Origin of the sequence: Cellulosilyticum lentocellum DSM 5427 (genome assembly GCF_000178835.2) — a bacterium.
Classification (GTDB): domain Bacteria; phylum Bacillota; class Clostridia; order Lachnospirales; family Cellulosilyticaceae; genus Cellulosilyticum; species Cellulosilyticum lentocellum.
Map to the genome: position 1 here is coordinate 2,616,930 of NC_015275.1, position 20,247 is coordinate 2,637,176.

Annotated in this window: 18 protein-coding genes; all 18 read right to left on the reverse strand. The window is 35.1% G+C overall.

Annotation, left to right across the window (positions count from 1 at the left end; all coding sequences use genetic code 11):
* Positions 1-17 precede the first annotated feature (17 nt).
* On the reverse strand, positions 18-392 hold the full coding sequence (locus CLOLE_RS11970; RefSeq protein ID WP_013657379.1) for a cell division protein ZapA: 375 nt from the start codon (positions 390-392) through the stop codon (positions 18-20).
* A 63-nt stretch (positions 393-455) separates the two neighbouring features.
* The gene (ruvB, locus tag CLOLE_RS11975; protein WP_013657380.1) at positions 456-1,451 is read right to left on the reverse strand and encodes a Holliday junction branch migration DNA helicase RuvB; all 996 of its coding nucleotides are present in this window, start codon (positions 1,449-1,451) and stop codon (positions 456-458) included.
* Between the two features lie 13 nt (positions 1,452-1,464).
* A complete protein-coding gene (gene ruvA, locus CLOLE_RS11980; protein WP_013657381.1) occupies positions 1,465-2,058 on the reverse strand; it encodes a Holliday junction branch migration protein RuvA in 594 nt (197 codons plus the stop codon).
* 215 nt (positions 2,059-2,273) lie between these two features.
* Positions 2,274-2,519 (reverse strand): DUF896 domain-containing protein, encoded by a 246-nt coding sequence (locus tag CLOLE_RS11985; RefSeq protein ID WP_013657382.1) that lies wholly within the window; start codon positions 2,517-2,519, stop codon positions 2,274-2,276.
* Positions 2,519-3,313, reverse strand: a complete 795-nt coding sequence (gene proB / locus CLOLE_RS11990; RefSeq protein WP_013657383.1) for a glutamate 5-kinase — start codon at positions 3,311-3,313, stop codon at positions 2,519-2,521. The genes CLOLE_RS11985 and proB overlap by 1 nt, the downstream gene beginning before the upstream one ends.
* Positions 3,314-3,368: 55 nt before the next feature.
* Complete coding sequence (locus tag CLOLE_RS11995; protein ID WP_013657384.1) at positions 3,369-5,513, reverse strand: DNA gyrase/topoisomerase IV subunit A; 2,145 nt, start codon at positions 5,511-5,513, stop codon at positions 3,369-3,371.
* 18 nt (positions 5,514-5,531) lie between these two features.
* Positions 5,532-7,499: a DNA gyrase/topoisomerase IV subunit B gene (locus CLOLE_RS12000; protein ID WP_013657385.1), complete on the reverse strand. Its 1,968-nt coding sequence runs from the start codon at positions 7,497-7,499 to the stop codon at positions 5,532-5,534.
* 105 nt (positions 7,500-7,604) lie between these two features.
* A complete protein-coding gene (locus tag CLOLE_RS12005) occupies positions 7,605-8,249 on the reverse strand; it encodes a peptidylprolyl isomerase (protein WP_013657386.1) in 645 nt (214 codons plus the stop codon).
* 198 nt (positions 8,250-8,447) lie between these two features.
* Positions 8,448-8,816: a DUF1292 domain-containing protein gene (locus CLOLE_RS12010; protein ID WP_013657387.1), complete on the reverse strand. Its 369-nt coding sequence runs from the start codon at positions 8,814-8,816 to the stop codon at positions 8,448-8,450.
* Positions 8,817-8,924: 108 nt separating this feature from the next.
* A complete protein-coding gene (locus CLOLE_RS12015; RefSeq protein WP_013657388.1) occupies positions 8,925-9,449 on the reverse strand; it encodes a peptidylprolyl isomerase in 525 nt (174 codons plus the stop codon).
* Between the two features lie 12 nt (positions 9,450-9,461).
* Positions 9,462-10,868 carry an aminopeptidase gene (locus CLOLE_RS12020; RefSeq protein ID WP_013657389.1) on the reverse strand — a complete coding sequence of 469 codons (1,407 nt, stop codon included), beginning with the start codon at positions 10,866-10,868 and terminating at the stop codon, positions 9,462-9,464.
* Between the two features lie 144 nt (positions 10,869-11,012).
* The gene (locus CLOLE_RS12025; protein ID WP_013657390.1) at positions 11,013-11,510 is read right to left on the reverse strand and encodes a L,D-transpeptidase; all 498 of its coding nucleotides are present in this window, start codon (positions 11,508-11,510) and stop codon (positions 11,013-11,015) included.
* A gap of 64 nt (positions 11,511-11,574) precedes the next feature.
* Positions 11,575-12,885 carry a hypothetical protein gene (locus CLOLE_RS12030; RefSeq protein WP_013657391.1) on the reverse strand — a complete coding sequence of 437 codons (1,311 nt, stop codon included), beginning with the start codon at positions 12,883-12,885 and terminating at the stop codon, positions 11,575-11,577.
* A gap of 255 nt (positions 12,886-13,140) precedes the next feature.
* On the reverse strand, positions 13,141-14,301 hold the full coding sequence (locus tag CLOLE_RS12035) for a SpoIIE family protein phosphatase (protein ID WP_013657392.1): 1,161 nt from the start codon (positions 14,299-14,301) through the stop codon (positions 13,141-13,143).
* Complete coding sequence (locus CLOLE_RS12040; RefSeq protein WP_013657393.1) at positions 14,298-16,007, reverse strand: [Fe-Fe] hydrogenase large subunit C-terminal domain-containing protein; 1,710 nt, start codon at positions 16,005-16,007, stop codon at positions 14,298-14,300. Before CLOLE_RS12040 ends, CLOLE_RS12035 begins: the two co-directional genes overlap by 4 nt.
* Before the next feature lie 254 nt (positions 16,008-16,261).
* Complete coding sequence (locus CLOLE_RS12045) at positions 16,262-18,016, reverse strand: NADH-dependent [FeFe] hydrogenase, group A6 (protein ID WP_013657394.1); 1,755 nt, start codon at positions 18,014-18,016, stop codon at positions 16,262-16,264.
* Positions 18,017-18,034: 18 nt separating this feature from the next.
* The gene (locus tag CLOLE_RS12050; protein WP_013657395.1) at positions 18,035-19,822 is read right to left on the reverse strand and encodes an NADH-quinone oxidoreductase subunit NuoF; all 1,788 of its coding nucleotides are present in this window, start codon (positions 19,820-19,822) and stop codon (positions 18,035-18,037) included.
* Between the two features lie 17 nt (positions 19,823-19,839).
* Positions 19,840-20,238 (reverse strand): (2Fe-2S) ferredoxin domain-containing protein, encoded by a 399-nt coding sequence (locus CLOLE_RS12055; protein ID WP_013657396.1) that lies wholly within the window; start codon positions 20,236-20,238, stop codon positions 19,840-19,842.
* Positions 20,239-20,247 lie beyond the last annotated feature (9 nt).

Below are 20,247 nucleotides of genomic sequence, written 5' to 3' on the forward strand. Positions count from 1 at the left end.
GCACAACAGGGGAAGTTTTATCTCCCCCTGTTTGTATGTTCTTTTTTCTTAAATTGTTCTGTAGCAGCTAATTGCTGCTTACTTTCTGTTAACTCTAAAGACAGTTCTTTCACCTTATCTTTTAGAGCTAGGTTCTCCCGATTGCATTTCTCTAATTCAGCCATATAACGTTCTAATTCTTGTTTACTTTTCACACACTCATCTGCTATATTAAGCGTCACCAACATATTCATACGTCCAGGATTAACGCGTTGTTTATGATATACTGACTGCACCTCATGTGTCTTTTCATTAATGAGCTTAGCCACTTTTTGCATGTGTTCCTCAGACTCTTCACCTTGAAGGGCATAAATGAGTCCACCAATCACCACTTCTACTTTGTTTTTTGACATGCATTTCACCCCATTACATGCAATTATTCTTGTCCCAATTATAGCATAACCTATCCAAAAATACTATAAGGTTTTTAACTCAAAGGTTTCATACGCTTTTGGTGCTAACATACGGCCTCTTGGTGTACGCTGCATATACCCTTGTTGAATGAGATATGGTTCATAAACATCCTCCAAGGTATCTCTTTCTTCACCAATAGCCGCTGCTAAAGTATCTAATCCTACAGGTCCTCCTTTAAACTGCAAAGCAATTGCCTGAATAATACGTCTGTCAATATCATCAAGACCATTACGGTCAATACTAAGTAATTCTAATGCTTTGGTACATACTTCCTCATCGATATGATTGTCGTATTTAATGAGTGCAATGTCTCTTACACGTTTTAATAACCTATTGGCTACCCTAGGTGTGCCACGACTACATTTAGCTAACTCTAAAGCCGCCTCCTCTGTAATAGGTGTTTGCAATATGGCAGCTGTACGCTTAAGAATACACCCTAATTCTTGCATGGTATAATACTCTAATCTCTGAATAATACCAAAGCGGTCACGTAGTGGTGAGCTCAGCATCCCTGCTCTTGTGGTAGCGCCAATTAAGGTAAACTTAGGCAAGGTTAAACGAATTGACTTTGCTGCTGGTCCTTTGCCTACTACAATATCAATACAATAATCCTCCATAGCTGAATAAAGGACTTCCTCAACATGGCGGCTCATACGATGAATTTCATCAATAAACAAAATGTCTCCATGCTGCAAATTATTTAAAATAGCAGCAATATCTCCTGGCTTTTCGATAGCAGGACCCGAGGTTACTTTAAACTTAACGCCCATCTCACTAGCAATTACACCCGCCATAGTCGTTTTACCAAGTCCTGGAGGTCCATAAAGGAGTACATGGTCTAAAGCTTCCCCCCGCTGCTTAGCAGCTTCGATAAAAATCTTAATGTTTTCTTTAATAGCCGTTTGTCCTATATAATCACTTAAGGTAAGGGGTCTAATATTACTCTCTATCTCGTTATCTTCTAGTTGTAAATCACTAGACATGATGCGTTTTTCCACGTTTCATCCCCCTTTACATTCCTAATAAGCTTAAAGCTTTTTTAATAAGTTCTTCACTATTTGCTTTATAATCATAAATAGCTTCTACCGCTTTTCTCGCTTCTTGAGCCGCATAACCTAAAGCCTCAAGCGCTTCTATAGCTTCTGCTTTGGCCGATTCATCCTTTAATCCTGTTTCAAGTAAGCTTAAATCTGGTACAAATAATTTACCAATACTATCTTTGAGCTCTAAAATAATACGCTGTGCTGTTTTAGGCCCAATACCACTCACTTTACTTAGCGCCTTACTATCCTGATTTAAAATAATCTCTATGACTTCTTGGCTGCTATAAGTATTGAAAACTTGCATACCACCTTTAGGCCCAATACCACTCACACTAATGAGCTTTCTAAATAATTCTCTATCTTCCATATGGTAAAAGCCATATAGGTCATGACCATCTTCTTTAATATGCTCATGAATATATATTTTCACTTTTTCACGGGTGCCATTTAATTCACTTAAAGTACGACTACTACAAAATACTTCGTAGCCCACGCCATAAACTTCTATAACTAATGTATTCTCCCCAATATGCTCTAAGGTTCCAACTAAATAGGTGATCATGGGTTACTCCTTTTCCTTATCTATGTAGGTTCTCTACTTTTATTTTCTGGATAATACCTCTTTATTTTTCATTCTTTATTTCTTATTCATACTTCTTCCTCTATTATTGTATACTACAATACCTTAATTAGCAATTACGTTTCTTCAAGTGCTTAGGCGTAAAATAGCGATGGGATACGTGCCCATCGCTATTTTTCATCTTATTTCTTTTGCTACTAATGAGGTTTTTTATCACTTGGCATATATTTTAAAGGATGTAATTTGCCATCTGGCGTTTTAATCTTTGTATGCTCTAATTGACTTTTAAAATTACCTCTAAAAATGGCTAAATATTGCTGACGTAAGTGATCTTGTCTAATCTGTTCTTCAGCTGTTAAGCCTTCTTTTTTCTTTTTATGAGCTAGGGCATTAATTTCCTTAATTAATTCATCCATCTCCATAGATTTAATTCCTTTCTTCATTAAGCAGTAAACCACGTTCCTATGGCTTCACCACGTAGTATCTCTCTTAAGATTTCTATTTCTTCACCAGAAGCCACAATCGTTTCAGTACCACAAGCCTTCGCTATTTCAGCTGCTATAATTTTAGTAATCATGCCACCTGTTCCTAGATGAGAACCTGAACCTCCAGCCAATGCTTTGACATCCTCAGTAATATCATCCACCTGTGGAATAAGCGTAGCCTCTGCATCCTCTTTAGGATTAGCAGTATATAGTCCCTCAATATCTGTAAGTAAAATTAAAAGGTCCGCATGAATGAGCTCTGCAACTGTAGCTGATAAGGTATCATTATCTCCAAAACGATAACCTTCAATTTGAGCTGTAGATATACAGTCATTTTCATTAATAATAGGGATGACACCTAAATCCAATAACGTTTCAAATGTATTTTTAGCATTGTTACTTTTAATAGGGTCTTCAATAACATCTTTTGTCAGTAGTATTTGTGCAATGACTTGATTATATTCATCAAAGAACTTTTGATACATTTTCATCAAGATAGCTTGTCCAATGGCTGCTGTAGCTTGTTTTAAAGGTAAGTCTTCTGGTCTTTTATTGCGACCAATACGCTGCATTCCAGCGCCAATAGCTCCTGAAGAAACTAAAACGATTTCTTTTCCGGAGTTATTTAAATCTGTTAAAACACGTGCTAGCTTTTCCATTTTATCTAAGTTAACTTTCCCATTTTCATGGGTTAAAGACGATGTACCTATTTTAATAATTATACGTTTTGCAGCTTTTACACTTGCTCTCATTCAATTCCCCTCATTTCATCTTCATGAATAACTTTATCTATTAATGATAGATTTTCTATTTGTTCTCTAGTGATTTAGCAGTTGCTGGCAATTCTTTTGCTAATCGCGCTATCATTTCTTCTGTGAGTTCACTTGCTTTTACAAGTTTCTTCATACCAATCTTCTTAGTAATGCTTAAGGCTTGAACACCATTAGCATCACGTTTTTGTTTTTCTTCTAAAAGTACTACAGGTACAACGCCTACTTTATCATCTTCTCTTGTTAAAAGAAGTATGTCTTCTTCTTCCACAAAAGCAATGCCCACGCAAGGTGATTTACCATAAAAAGCTTTGATGAGTTTTTTACGATTCGTCTTGGTTTCATAGGCAGCTACCGGTACTTTAGCTACTTTACCTGTACTAAATCCAAAAGCTATATAGCCCGTGTAATCTGTTGTACTGTGAATCGCTAAAATTTGTTCACCCTCTTCAAGATCCAATAAATTAGGTAAGTACACGCCAAATTGGCTAGCTTTTGTATCTTCTATTTCGTGGAGCTTTAATTTATAAACATTACTTTTATTGGTAAAGAGTAAGAGATCACTACGATTACTCGCCTCTATTTCTTGAATAATCGTATCATCTTCTTTTAGCTTTTGTTCACCACTACTTCTTAAAGAAACTAGTGTGATTTTCTTTAAGTATTGATGATCTGTAAAAAATAGCTTCACATTATAATCTTCAATAAGCTCTTCATGCTTCACTTTCACAACTTCTGTATGCTTAATCACTTCTGTTTGGCGTTCAGTTCCAAATTTCTTTTGAATGACCTTAAGTTCATCACTAATCACTTTTTTAACTTTTTTTGGGTTTTCAATAATATCTTTTAACTCAGCGATTTTCTTTTCTAACTCATCTAATTCCTTTAAGGTTTCTAGAATATACTGTTTATTTAAATGACGTAATTTGATCTCTGCTACGTAATCAGCCTGCATTTCACTAATTTCAAAATGCGCCATTAAGCGTGGTACAACATCTTTTTCTTTTTCTGTATGGCGAACAATCTCAATAGCTTTATCAATATCTAAAAGAATTTGCTTAAGACCTATTAAAAGATGATAACGCTTCTCCATTTTTTCAATAGCAAAACGATACTTACGTACAACACATTGTTGTCTAAATTCGCACCACTCTTTAATAATTTCCTTAAAGCCTAATACTTTAGGCATCCCATTAATCAATAAGTTAAAATTACAGCTAAAGCTATCTTCTAGTGGCGTTGACTTAAAGAGCTTTTGCATCAACATTTCAGGATCTGTACTACGCTTTAAATCAATCGTTAATTTTAGCCCAGATAAATCCGTCTCATCTCTTACATCAGTGATTTCTTTAATTTTCCCAGCTTTAACGAGTTCTTCAATTTTATCAATGATTGCTTCTACTGTTGTGGTATAAGGAATCTCTATAATCTCAATACAATTTTCTTTTTTAATATAATGATATTTAGCACGTACCTTAAAGCTTCCCTTACCGGTTTCTAGTACCTCTCTCATTTCAGTTTCATCTAAAATAATCTGTCCACCTGTGGGAAAATCAGGTGCTATAATATGTTCAAGTACATCAGCATCTTCATTTTTAAGGTAAGCAATCGTTGCATTACAGACTTCTTTTAAATTAAAAGAACAAAAGTTACTAGCCATTCCAACAGCTATCCCTTGATTAGGATTCACTAAAATGTTAGGAAAACGTGTTGGAAGTAGAACAGGCTCTTTCAATGTTCCATCATAGTTATCTACGAAGTCTACTGCATCCTCTTCAATGTCATTAAACACCTCTGTACAAATCTCACTGAGTTTAGCTTCAGTATAACGGGCTGCAGCATAAGCCATATCTCTAGAGTAAACTTTACCAAAGTTACCTTTAGAGTCTACAAAAGGTGTTATTAAAGCACTGTAGCCTTTTGTTAAACGTACCATAGTTTCATAAATAGCCCCATCACCGTGAGGATTGAGCTTCATCGTTTGTCCTACAATATTAGCTGATTTCGTACGTAAGCCTTTTATTAAATTCATTTTATACATCGTATAAAGTAATTTACGATGGGAAGGCTTAAAGCCATCGATTTCTGGTAATGCCCTAGACACGATAACACTCATGGCATAAGGCATATAATTACTTTCTAATGTTTCCGTGATATTTTGCTTGATAACAAATTGGTCCACTACGCGTCATCCTTTCTTTTAACTCATATCCGCTAAGTCTAAATAGCGATAACCTTCATCTGCTATAAACTGCTTACGTCCTTTTAAATCATCTCCCAAAAGGACATCAAACATCGTTTGAGTGTCTTCCATATTGTCTGGCATGACTTGGATTAAACGACGACTTTCAGGACACATGGTTGTTTCCCACATCATATCAGGATCATTTTCACCTAGTCCTTTGGAACGTTGAATGGTATATTTCGTTTTAATCTTGCTTAGAATTTCTGTTTTTTCATATTCTGAATAAGCAAAATAAACTTTATCCTTCGTATTAATTTCATAAAGTGGTGTTTCTGCAATAAAAACACGTCCTTCTTTAATTAAAGTAGGTACTAAAGCATAGAGCATCGTTAAAATCAAGGTACGAATTTGATAACCGTCTACATCGGCATCTGTACAAATAATGACTTTATTCCAACGTAAATTATCAAGCTCAAAGGTATGAAGGTCTTTATTGTGTTTAGAAGTAATTTCAATACCACAGCCTAAAACCTTCAATAAATCTATGATAATATCACTTTTAAAAATCTTATCATAATCTGCTTTTAAGCAGTTAAGAATTTTCCCTCTTACTGGCATAATACCTTGGAACTCTGAATCTCTTCCTAACTTACAAGAACCTAAAGCCGAATCCCCTTCTACAATATAAAGTTCTCGTCTTGTTACATCTTTTGTACGACAATCCACGAACTTTTTAATACGATTACCTATATCGATACTACCACTTAACTGTTTACGCACATTAATACGTGTACGTTCAGCTTTTTCACGGCTACGTTTATTCACAAGTACTTGCTTGGCAATAAGCATAGCGGCATCTTTATTCTCAATGAAATAAATATAAAGGAATTCCTTTAAGTATTCCTGAATGGCTTCTTGTATAAATTTATTAGTAATTGCTTTTTTCGTTTGATTTTCATAGCTAGTTACCGTTGAGAATGAATTAGAGATCAATATAAGGCTATCTTGTATATCTACAAAAGTAATTTTCTTTTCATCTTTATTATAAAGATTTTCGTTTTTAAGATATTGATCAATGGCATAAACAAAAGCATTCTTAATCGCCTTATCTGGTGAACCACCGTACTCTAAATAACTTGAGTTATGATAGTACTCAAGCATATTTTTCTCGTTACAAAAACAAAAAGCAACTTGGAACTTTAATTTATATTCAGGTCTATCTTCACGGTCTTTTCCCTTTGTTTCTTGCTCTGTAAAAACCACGTCTGTAAAATTCTTCTCTTCAGCAACTTCTTTTGCATAGCCTAAGATACCATCTTCATAAAGGTAGACATGTTTTTCATTACTTATTTCATCTGTAAAAATGAATTCCAGATTTTTATTAACAACTGCTTGTCTTTTTAAGACATCATAAAAATACTCAGAAGAAACATTCACATCTGTAAAAACATCGTGATCAGGTTTCCAATGAATTTTACTACCCGTTTGCTTATACTCTGCTTTTGTTTTTCTAAGTCCCCCAATATTTTCACCTTTTTCAAAGTGAAGATTATAAATATAACCGTCGCGTTTCACTTCTACATCCATGAATTCCGAACTATACTGTGTTGCACAACTACCAAGTCCGTTAAGACCTAAACTAAATTCATAGTTGTCGCCTTCATTATTATTATATTTTCCCCCTGCATAAAGCTCGCAAAAAACAAGTTCCCAGTTATAACGTGCTTCTGCTTCATTATAATCAACAGGAATACCTCTACCAAAATCCTCAATTGTGATAGAATGATCAGCGTGCAAGGTCACCTTAATAGTATGTCCATAGCCTTCTTTAAATTCATCGATAGAGTTTGCTAGAATCTCAAATACAGAATGTTGACACCCCTCTATACCATCTGAACCAAAAATAACACCCGGACGTAATCTAACACGATCTGCACCTTTAAGTGCAGATATGCTTTGGTTATCATATGTTTTTTCTCTCATTTTAATCACCTATATACATAATCTCATCTTATAACTGTAAATAAAAGCTGACCTATTGTCAAGATTTAAATAATACCCTACTCTTTGAGTGTACTCTGAAATCATTTATTTTAGCTCACGTACTTCAGCTAATGAAAGTACTTGTGGCTCTCCATAATATTTTCCAAAGGTATTCACTTCTATACGACTTACTTGGAGTCCTTCTTCTCGTTGCATCGACTCATTTGGTGCCATTTTACTCATTTCTTTTAAGCAGTCTAATCCTTCAATGACTTTCCCAAAGGCTGCATAAGTCCCTTCTAAATCCTTTCTAGGACTTAATAAAATAAAAAATTGCGACCCTTCCGTATTATACTTTTGTCCGCGGGACATACAAACAACGCCTTCTTCTAAAGGCACATCATTCTTATAACCATTGTCACTACATTCACTTCGAATAAAATAACCCGGAAATCCTGTCCCATCCCCTATTTTATCACCTGTTTGCAGTAAATAATCTGGTAAAATTTTATTGAACGTTAAGTCACTATAATAATTTCCTTTTACAAGTGCAATAAAGTTATTAACTGTATTAGGCGCTTCTTCAGGATAAAGTTCTACTTTAAATTGTTGTCCATTGCCTAATGTCACTGTTGCTATCGGGTGAAGCGTTATCCTTGCCTCTCTTTGGTCCTTACTGCTTCCTTGAAGCCCATAAAAAAATCCACCTGCAACCACTATACCTATCAAAAATAAAATCACCTTTTTCATTGGTTCACTTCCTTATTTTATTTTTTATAAGTATGTATGTTTTCTTCCTTTTTTATGCTATTATTCAAGACTTAAACGATCTTAGAGATGTTGCAGGTCATTATGTCCCTAACGAAAACATGATGTGAACTTCATTATTTCTCCCTCTCACTATCCATTAGGAAATAGCAATAAAAAACAGGGCCAGCGCCCTGTTTCTTATTCTTCTTCGTCATCAAATGGTCCGAAGAATTCTTCATCAAATACTGATGCTACTTTATCCCATTCTTCATCTGTTTCAATATCATCAAGTTGAACATCGTCTCCATCTTCTGAAAAACGATAGAAAAGAACTTCTGCTTCATCCGCATTTTCTACTTCTTCTTTTGGTGCAAGGGCAATATATTCTCTACCGTCACATTCAAAAATACTAAGTACACTGCAAGCTACTTCTTGATCTTCGTCTTCAAAAGTAACATAGATGAGTGTTTCTTCTTCATCATGATCGTGACCACAGCCACATCCGCTTGTATTTTCCTCTTCATGTCCGCAGCCACAGCCACATCCACAGTTTTTGTTATCTTCCATTTTATAGTTCCTCCTTAGGAATAATTACTTGTTTTATTATAGCATAGCCATCAAATATTTACCAACAACTCTTTTTCATTGTGTCCATTTATTTGGCTTCTATTCTTTTTAAAGCCTGTTAGGTGCCTCGTAAGTTTCACCTTTTGTATCCACTGTTACTGTTTTCATTCTTACTGGTACAACAGGTCTATCACTAAAGTCTGTACCAACATTAGCGATATAATCTACTGTATCCATTCCTTCAGTCACTTTACCAAATGCAGCATATTGTCCATCTAAATGAGGTGCATCTGCATGCATAATAAAGAATTGTGACCCAGCTGAATCTGGCATCATACTACGCGCCATAGAAAGTACACCACGTGCATGTTTTAAATCATTTTTCACACCATTTTGTGCGAATTCACCTTTAATACGGTAACCAGGTCCACCTGTACCTGTTCCTTCAGGACATCCACCTTGAATCATAAATCCTGGGATAATACGGTGGAATGTTAGGCCATTGTAAAAACCTTTTTCTACAAGAGAAATAAAGTTTTTAACAGACTCTGGTGCTACCTCTGGGTAAAGTTCTAAGATGATTTGACTATCATCATCCATAGTAATCGTTACGATTGGATTTTTATTTTCCATCTTCTATCTCCTTTATGCATTTTTAAGGAAAGCTACATAAGCTTTTCTCATTTCATATAAATCGGCTTTACTTGTAATTTCCCATGGTGCATGCATACTGTGAACTGGTACACCACAATCAATCACATCCATACCATAATGAGCAAGGATATAGGCGATTGTACCACCACCACCAAGGTCAATACGACCAAGTTCTGCTGTTTGCCAACTTACTTGGTTTTCTTCCATTATACGGCGTAGCTCTGCTACAAACTCTGCATTAGCTTCGTTAGAACCTGATTTTCCTCTTGAACCTGTATATTTCATGAAAACAACACCTTTACCAAAGTAGGCAGCATTATTTTTTTCTAATACACTTGCATAGTTAGGATCATAACCTGCTGTCACGTCAGAAGAAAGCATTTTTGAACTCGCTAATGTTCTCTTTAAAAGTAAACTAGAGTATTCACCGGTTAAATTAAGTAGTTCTGCTACCATATTTTCAAAGAAGTGAGATTGCATACCTGAGGCACCTACACTACCAATTTCTTCTTTATCTACAAGAACAGTAGCTGTTGTTTTCACAGGTTTTTCTACTTCTAGTTGTGCTTCAAAAGAAGCATAACCACAAACACGGTCATCTTGACCATACCCTATAATCATACTGCGGTCAAGTCCATAATCTCTTGCTGCTCCTGCTGGAACAATCTCAATCTCAGCTGACACAAGGTCTTCCTCAACTATACCATATTTTTCATAAAGTAGCTTTAAGATATTAGCTTTAACTTTATCTTTTTCTTCTCCTTCTAAAGGAATGCTTCCTAAACAAATATTTAAATCTTCTCCTTTAATAGCTTCACTAAGTTTCTTTTGCATTTGCTCTCCAGCCAAGTGAATAAGCAGGTCTGAAATACCTACTACAGGATCTGTTTCATCTTCTCCGATATTAAGATTGACGATACTACCATCTTTTTTAGCAACCACACCGTGGATAGCTAAAGGCATAGCAACCCATTGATATTTCTTAACACCACCGTAATAGTGTGTTTTTAACATAGCAAAATCAGTATCTTCATAAAGTGGATTAGGTTTTAAATCTAAACGTGGTGAGTCTAAATGTGCTCCTAAAAGATTAAGTCCTTCTGTTAATGGTTTTTCACCTACACAAAACAAAATAAGGGTCTTGTCTTTATAATTAGCATAAACTTTGTCGCCACTTACTAATCTTTTATCTGCTTTTATCAATTCTTGTATATCTTGATAACCCGCTGCCTCTGCTTTTTTAACTAGATCTCTAATACATTCTCTTTCTGTTTTATTATCAGAAATAAATTTTCTATAGCGTTCTGCATATGCAAAAAGCTTTTCTAAATCTTCCTTAGAATAAGTATCCCATGTATTTTTATACTCTTTTTTTAGTGTTACTTTTGTGTCTGACATATTCTTCCTCCTTTAGATGTGGCTTTATTATATCATATAATACTTTACTATTCCAAACATTAATAACTCTTACTATTATGATATAGTCCTATGTAGATTATGCGTTTTTCAAACTAAGTTTCAATTTTCTTTAACAATGGACTTTTAATTAATCCATACCTTTGTCCCTTTTGGCATGTTGGTATAAAGCCACAAACTATCTTCTGGCAATAAGCGAATACATCCATGTGAAGCTTTTTGTCCTAATTCCTTTTTGCCAGATATAATATAACTTCCTGTTTTATCATATAAAATGGAATGATATAAATAGGTAGAACCAATAAACCCATAAGCATTTTTACAACTATAGCCTTTTTCCTGCCCAAAAGAAGGTACCTTATTTTTCAAAGTAAAAAAGCCTCTTGGGGTAGGTGTTAGATTTTTTCCTGTGGAACAAATCATGCGTTTTACAAGCAGCCATTCATTTTTACTTCCTTTTAAAACATAAGTTGTTTGCCTATATAAATCTGTCCATACTAAGTATTCAGTATCACTAGCTATATTTTGCGTATTAATGTATGTTTCAATTTGTACTTTAGAAGCTGGCGCTGCTGTTACCTTTTGATCATATGGAATAATCAGTTTGCTTCTAGGAATCGTCACTTTTTTTCCTTCCTGAGTTATTACTGTATAGCCCCCATTATCTTCTTTGTAAATTTCAACTTGTTCACCCTTTTTTTAATCCTTTGGCTTCCACTTTCAAAGTCGCATATACAGGTGCTGGCGGAAATACCTCCTGGTTGGTGATTTTCTCTGATTGTTTATTGTCCTCTTGTTTTTTTTCTTCCCGTTTTTTTATTTCAGCTAACCTTGCTTTTTCATAGGCCTTTAAAATACTCTCCATCTGCTGTCCATATAACTTTTGATCTTGATAGCTTTCACCTTGAGTTTCCACTAAGTTTACCAAAGTATTTAAATAATAGGCACCTCTTAATACATAACAAGCACTAGGATTTTCTATACTTTGTCCAACTTCTAGATGTTGCCTTTTCATTTCTTGTATGATTTTTTCTCCATCCCAATAATAACTGGTGGTAACCACTTCTATAGGCTGTCCACTGCTATTATGTAAAAGACCCTCTTGATAACTTAAATAGCTTGCTTTCTTCGTAGCTACTTCTAAACCTATTATAGCCGTATCATATTTTAAATTAAATTCCATTTCTAAAATGCGTAAAGGAATAAATAAACCATGCTCGCTTTTCAAAGCATAAGTTTTTACGGTACTATAATAAATTTTTTCTTTTGATAGACTTACAGCTATGCTTTTTTCTTTCACAGGCTCATTAGCCCGTTCTTTTCCCTGGGTAAAGCTTAGTACATCACCCTGTGGCTGTTTTTCAAAAGTGAATCCTAAAGCCTCCAAGGTATTTAAATCAATATAACTTGTATTTGCAAAAATATATAGTGGATAAGTATAAGCCCCATAAGCTAATACTTGATTGCTTAGTGTTAATTTGCCTATTTCTATTTCTTCATAAAAAGGAATAGTTGCCATCTTTTGACGATACGCCATCATTGTTTTCTCTTTTTTAGTATCTACCCTAGTAAAAGCTTGTTGACTTTCCTGGTAGTACAATACCCTCTCGTAAGTTCTTTCCCATGCTTCACTTGTCATTAAACCTTCCCCATTAAGCTCTGATTCCTGCCAAATCCCTAACAGTACTAGCTTGCCAATGTAGGGATCACTTATTCCTTCTGATTCCGGCAAATAAATGCCTGCTTCATTGAGCATTTGACACAAGGCATATGCTGCTTCTTTTAAAGATATCTCTTGATTTTCTGTTTGTGTCATTAAATAAGATAAATGCTGTTCTTCTAAAATCGTATTAAATAGTTGCCTTGATAAATAAGTTATTACTTCCTTATTATGAGATACTTCAGCCGTTATTTCATTGGCTGGTTGCTGTATTCCTTCTGCTTGCAATGGTATGCCACTTATGGTTAATATAGCTAATAAACTCACCCATTTCCTCATCCTTCACCCTCCTTTTACCATCTTTTTCCATTATATCAGATAATTGTTATTTTTCAATTATTAAATAGTCATTTACTTGTTCTATAGAATCATTTCATCTATTCTTAGACAACTGTCATTCAAATTTTTGAAGTGATAATAACCTTAGCTTTCACATTTTCCCTTTTTCTAGATAAATAAAAAAGATAGTTCTTAAAAAGAGCTATCTTTTAATGAGATGCGTTATTGACTAATTAACCTTATTATTATCTTTTATTAATAATAAACAACAGATACTATTTTTCCTAAGCTTGTTAATACTTCTTCTAATCTATGTAAAATATTAAGCTTAATGCTTAACGCATTAGGGAAATCTGGATTTTGATGAGCTGGATTAATGGCTCTTCCTATCAGAATTTTTAAATGGGTACATTCTTCAAAGAGCATTCTAGCAAGTAAAGAGGCTCCATCTTCTTGATATAAAAAGTCTAAATCCTTACTCACCTTCACTTGCTCTAGTTTTTCTACAGCGCCTTGAATGGTGAGAACACCTTCTGTCACAAGATCAATGCCTTTAATATGTCCAATAGGTGGAATACGTGGATCAATAATATTAAAGCTAGTCGTTACTTCTCTTCCTAACTCTCTTGAAACAATATTTGCTGCTGTTCCACCACATACAATCTTTTTACCTTTTGTTTGCATGAGTTCTTCTACTACGATACTATCTTGATTTTTATCACAGGGTGGTCCAGAAAATAAAGTTGCTAATTTAGGTTCCGTCACCTTGATAGTTGCTACAGTCGTATCATCTCCTGGCTTCTCAATATAAAGATCTTCACATACTCCTAGTAGTAAGCTTGTAATTTTTTTAGCAGGTAAATCCTCTACGCCTAAACTTTGTAAATATTGGGCAACTTCTTTCCAACTCCAACCTAAATTAAGTACCATCCCTACACCGGCATGAATTACACCATCACTAACAAAGACAAGTGTATCCTTTTGCTGTAATTTAAAATGACTTTCATGGATGATACGTCCATTAATTTCCCTTGTCTCTTTCTCAAGCGATTGTATTTTACCTTCTCGCATAAAAAAGATACTGGGATTATCAAATTCAACAATATATACCATACCTTCTTGATTAACTTTAATAATCGTAAACGTGGAATAAGCTAGTTTTCTTACTGAACAGATCGGAAGTGTATGAATAATAGTATCAACTACGTCTTCAATTGGTAAACCCTCTTTTAACATGGTGATGGCAATTTTAGACGTTAGTGTTGCTAAAATGTTAGCTTTCACACCGCTTCCTAACCCATCTGATAAAACAGCAATGAAGCCATCTGCTTCACTGATAAACTCTACTTTATCGCCACAAAGCTCTTCTCCACATTTATTTAAGCTACCTGCTGCAAAATCCATAAAAAATTTCATCGTTTCATAGCCTCTTCCTCTTGAATCAGTTGTTTGAGCTTAGTTAATGTTACTTTCGTTTCTGCTGTTGTTTCACCTAATAAGCTTGCAATTTCTTGTGCAACTGTCATTTGTTTATTAATAACTTGTTGTGCCATATCAATGGCTTCAATTTTCATATTCTGTAGCTGCTTGTTTTTCTTTTCATCATAGGTTACATCATTAGCAATCCACACCATAATCGCATGGTAATCACTCCAGATAATACTTTGTACCACTGTAGCATCTATGCCATGTAAAAAGATTTTTTGATTCAATATACTTTTTTTCATACGTCTTACTTCTTTAAAGCTCTCTTCATCCATTAGTGCACTGACTGGCAATCTATTACTTATATCCTTTGACAAGTCAAAAAAATTTCTAGCAGCTGGATTAATTTCTATGACCTCTAATGCTTCATTCACCATAATAATCAAATTAGGTGTGGCTTCAAAAATAATATTCGTTAAGGTTTCTGCTTTTTGCCTCATGAAAGGCAGACACATATTAGGTTCAGCCATGTCATTAAATACCGCAATGGCTTTGTCACGGCAGGTTTTATAACCACAAGAGCCACAATTAAGCTCATCTAGTTTCGTTTCTTTGCCAATACTATTTAAAATACTCTCAATTTCTTCTTCACTAGGAATCTTTAATTGATGTTTTAAATTATGAAATTCCTTATGTAAATTAATCGAATCTGTTGTTGTCTTTTCTTCTTCTGGCGCTACCTCTATACTTTGTTCTTCTGCATATTTCTTAATACGTTCTCTTCTTTCATATATATTAACACCATCCTGAGGCATACCTGCTCCAGAGATGCAACTTTGTCTACAACCATGAATCTCAATAAGCGTATTTTTAAATGCACCCTTCATAATATGTGGCATCATATCTATACACTCATCAACTCCATCTATTTGAATAATCTTTCGAGGTAAGGACTGATCTTTAATCGTGTGTGTCATTCCTCCTACTATAGGATAGCGACGTTGTCTCTCCTCTGTGGCATCAAAAGGCATCGTCTGGAGATTTTCCCAATCTATTTTTTCTTCTTTAATCCACTCTAATAATTCTTCAAAGGTTAACACCGCATCAATGGATTCTTCTTCAATGCCTTCTATTTTTTTAGATAAGCAAGGACCTATAAAAACAACTTTTGTTTCTTTTCCATAATGACGTTTAATCATTTTTCCATGACAAGCCGCTGGAGAAACTACCGGTATTAAAAAAGGTATTATTTCAGGATAATGCTTTTGAATAAGTGCATTAACCGTAGGACAACAACTTGTCATATAGCACTGATCCCCTGGCATCTTACTATAGGCTTCATATACCTCCGTTACTAATTCTGCTCCTACCACTGTTTCCTCTACCACATCAAATCCTAGCTTTTTTAATGCTGCTGGTAACTTTTCACTACCTTTGTCAAAAAGAGCTGCAAAACTAGGGGCCACTGAAGCTACTACTTTTCCTTCTTGTTTTAAATAAGTCTTTACCTTCTCTAGTTCAGATTGGACATGCTTTGCATTTTTCGGACATACCTTCAAGCATTTGCCACATCCAATACAACGTTCTTTAACAATCTTAGCTTGTTCTGCCTGTACTTGAATGGCATTAACAGGACAAGCTCTTACACACGCATAACAGTTTTTACAATTTGATTTAAAAAAATCTATAATCCACATGTTATCATCTCCTAGTAGTATCTCAAAGCCTTTCTTACATCATGATCTTATATCATTTATTGCCTATCTTTAATTAAAATATATCTTATTGTTATTTTTTTGTCAATTGATTATTAGCTCTCTTTAGCCCTTCATTTCTTCCTTTAGTCATTCATCAACTAGCCATTATATTCGCTTATGCTATCCATATGATAATTTTCGCCATAAAAAAACAGATTAACAGCCCGATCTCCTGTTAATCTGTTTTTGATTACTTATATTTTTTCTTTAGGTTCATAATGGGTATGAAGTAGTTCATGTGCCTTATGACTCATTGGTTTTCCAAAATAATTGGCATACATTTCTTTGATATAAGGATTTTCATGTGATTTACGAATCGCTTTATTTCTATCTTCTTCATAAATGGCTGCTTGACGTTGTTTTAAAATCTCACTATTTCCATGATGATAAGGTTGCCCTCCACCACCAATACAACCGCCAGGACATGCCATAATTTCAATGGCATGATAATTGTTTGGATTGCCACCTCTAATTTCTTCTAAAAGTAATCTTGCATTACCAAGACCATGGGCAATACCAATATTTAAATCCAAGTCGCCTACTTTCACACTAGCACTTCTAATGCCTTCAAAACCTCTTAATTCTTCAAAATCAACTTTACCTAGGGTTTCTCCAGTAATAACTTCATAAGCTGTACGTACAGCTGCTTCGATTACCCCACCTGTTGTTCCAAAAATAACACTTGCTCCTGTAGATTCTCCTAGTGGATGATCAAAATCTTCCTCAGGAAGATTGTTAAAGTCAATATTGGCTTTTTTAATTAAATGCGCAAGTTCTCTAGTAGAAATAGAAATATCTACTTCTCTATTAAATTCTGGCCTTGAAGCTTCATACTTTTTAGCCAAACATGGCATAACGGATACCACTACCATGTTTTTAGGATCAATATTCATCTTTTGTGCAAAATAGGATTTTGCAATCGCACCAAACATTTGTTGAGGAGATTTTGCACTTGAAGGAATATCTAAAAGATCTGGGAATTGGCTTTCAAAAAAGTTTACCCATGCAGGACAGCAACTTGTTAAAATTGGTAATTTTACAGTTGGGTCTCCATTTTGAAATCTTGTAAGACGATCTACAAGTTCTGCACCTTCCTCCATAATGGTTGCGTCAGCAGCAAAATCTGTATCAAACACATAATTAAAACCTAATTTTCTAAGTGCGGCTACCATTTTACCTGTTACTAATGTACCAGGTGCCATACCAAATTCTTCACCTAAAGCTGCTCTTACAGCTGGAGCTGTCTGTACAACAACTACTTTTCCTGGATCTGCTAATTGTCTTACAACATTCCAGATATGTTCTTTTTCAGAAAGCGCACCTGTTGGACAAACAGCTACGCATTGCCCACAATGCGTACATACAGAATCTGCTAAATCTACTTCAAAAGCTGTTGCAACAACAGCATCAAACCCTCTATTAATACCTGATAGAGCCCCTACAGATTGTACTTTATTACACATGGTTTCACAGCGTCTACACATAATACATTTGTCCATATCTCTAACAATGGCTTCACTAACGTCTTTTCTGTAGGTAGATTGTGCGCCATCTTTCCCGACAGTTAATTCACGGATACCAAAAGTAATCGCTAAATCTTGAAGTTCACAGTTTCCTGACTTTTCACATATCAAGCAATCTTTAGGATGGTCTGATAATAAAAGTTCAAGTACCATTCTTCTCGCATTAAGTACTTTAATAGAACGTGTATTAACTACCATTCCATCCGTTACTGGCGTTGCACACGCAGGTGCTAAGTTTCTACGACCTTCTACTTCCACTACACAAATTCTACAAGAAGCTGCTTGATTTACCATTTTTGTATCATGCAAATCTAAATGACAAAGTGTTGGAATTTGTACACCAATTTTTTTAGCTGCCTCTAAAATAGTTGTACCTGGAGAAACCATCACCTGTGTGTCATCTATTGTAATTTTCATTTCTGACATGTTTTCTCTCTCCTTTCCCTATTCTCTTACGATTGCTGCAAATTTACATTTATCCATACAAGCGCCACATTTAATACATTTTTCCTGATCAATCGTATGTAATGCTTTTACTGTTCCTGAAATGGCCCCTACTGGACAAACTCTAGCGCAAGCTGTACATCCTTTACATTGCTCTGTAATATGATATTGTAGTAATGCAGTGCATTGTCCTGCTGGACATTTATGGTCATAAATATGCGCTAAATACTCATCTTCAAAGGTTGTAAGTGTAGAAAGAACAGGGTTTGGTGCAGTTTGACCTAATCCGCAAAGTGCAGTATCTTTAATCACTTCGCTTAATTCCTTCAATACTTTTAAATCTTCTTCGCTTCCTTTACCAGCTGTAATTTTCTCTAATATTTCTAAAAGGCGTTTAGTTCCTATACGGCATGGTGTACATTTACCACAAGACTCTTCTGCTGTAAATTCAAGATAGAATTTAGCCACAGCAGGCATACAGTCATCCTCGTCCAGAACAATCATACCACCAGAACCCATCATAGAGCCTTTTGCAATTAAGTTATCAAAATCGATTGGGGTATCAAGGTCTTTTACTGTTAAGCAACCGCCAGAAGGACCACCTGTTTGAACAGCTTTAAATTGCTTGCCGTTTTTAATACCACCACCAATATCATAAATGACTTCTCTTAAAGTAATACCCATAGGTACTTCAATTAAACCAACATTATTGATTTTACCAGCTAAAGCAAATACTTTTGTACCTTTAGATTTTTCTGTACCAATCTTACTAAACCATTCTGCTCCTTTTAAAATGATAACTGGAATATTAGCAAAGGTTTCAACGTTATTAACATTAGTAGGCTTACCCCAGTAACCACTTGCTGCTGGAAATGGAGGTTTAGTAGTAGGTTCTCCACGCATACCTTCCATAGAGTGAATAAGTGCTGTTTCTTCACCACACACGAAAGCACCTGCACCAAAACGAATGTCAATATCAAAACAGAAGTCACTACCCATAATGTTATCGCCTAATAAACCATATTCCCTTGCTGAATGAATAGCTGACTCTAAGCGTTTAATAGCTAATGGGTATTCTGCACGAATATACACAAGGCCTTTAGTTGCACCGATTGCATAACCACAAATAGCCATAGCTTCTACAATAGAATTGGGATCTCCTTCTAAAATAGAACGGTCCATAAATGCGCCTGGGTCTCCTTCATCGGCATTACAAACAACATATTTTTGATCTGCTTTATTCTTATAAGCAAACTCCCATTTGAGTCCCGTTGGGAAACCACCGCCCCCACGGCCACGAAGTCCTGAAGCTTTTACTTCATTAATAACTTCTTCTTGTGTCATGGTTAAAACTTTAGCTAAAGCGGCATAACCATCTCTTGCTATGTATTCTTCAATATTATCAGGATCTATAAATCCACAGTTACGCAGTGCAACACGCATTTGTTTCTTATAGAAATCCATATGTTTAGAGTCAGAAACGTGTTCTTCTGTTGTAGGATCTTCATAAAGTAAACGTGGTACTTTTCTTCCTTTAACAATGTGCTCTTTAACAATTTCCTCTGCATCTTCTGGTTTTACTTGTACATAAAAGGTGTTGTCTGGAAGTATTTTCACTATTGGACCTTTTTCACAAAATCCAAAACATCCTGTTTTTAACACCTGTACTTCTTCACTCATTCCTGCTTCTTCAATATGAGCAATAAGTTGATCCACGATTTCATTTGATTGTGAGGACAGACATCCTGTTCCACCACACACTAAAATATGCATTGTATACTTAGACATTCTAGGGCCTCCTTCCTTTATTCGTCTAGTGATTTATGAGCAACAGGTATGATGCCCTCTATCATTTCCCCACCAATAATATGTTTTTCTAATATTTCTGCTGCACGTGCTTTGTTAACATCACCATAAACAACAGGTTCCTTTCCTGGAATAGTGATTTCTACTGTAGGCTCTGCATAACAATAGCCCATACAACCACTTTGTGTAAGAACAATATTATTAAGACCACGTGCGCGTACTTCTTCTGAAAAATAATTCATAATATCTCTTGCACCTGCTGCTATTCCGCAGGTTGCCATTGCAACACGGATAACAATCATCTGATCTACGTGATCGCCCTTTTCTCTTAAATCTATTTTATTTTTAACACTATCTCTTAAAGCTTGTAATTCGTCTAAAGACATTATTTTTGGCATAGCTTTCCT